Origin of the sequence: Lysinibacillus sp. GbtcB16 (assembly GCF_019091145.1) — a bacterium.
Classification (GTDB): Bacteria; Bacillota; Bacilli; order Bacillales_A; family Planococcaceae; genus Lysinibacillus; species Lysinibacillus fusiformis.
Map to the genome: position 1 here is coordinate 1 of NZ_JAGXJV010000488.1, position 265 is coordinate 265.

At 41.1% G+C, this 265-nt stretch carries 1 pseudogene; it reads left to right on the forward strand.

The features are described from left to right. Nucleotides 1–58 precede the first annotated feature (58 nt). Nucleotides 59–265: pseudogene (locus tag KVT27_RS25005) on the forward strand (DNA modification methylase); the annotation flags it as partial.

The window sequence follows — 265 nt, forward strand, 5'->3', positions numbered from 1 at the left end:
GGATGCTGGGGCATTTAAGGAGTTTCTGCAGAAAGTATTCGTCAATTATGCCTCGGTCATGGACAATCATGCTGCAATCTATGTCTTTCACCCATCCTCTTTTCAGCGAGAATTTGAGGATGCAATGAATAATGCTGGGATTACCGTAAGAACCCAATGTGTTTGGGTCAAAAATGCGTTTAGCTTTAATTTTGCCCAGTATAAATATAAGCATGAACCAGTTTTCTATGCTCATCTTAAGGGTGAAACTCCGGCATGGTTTGGT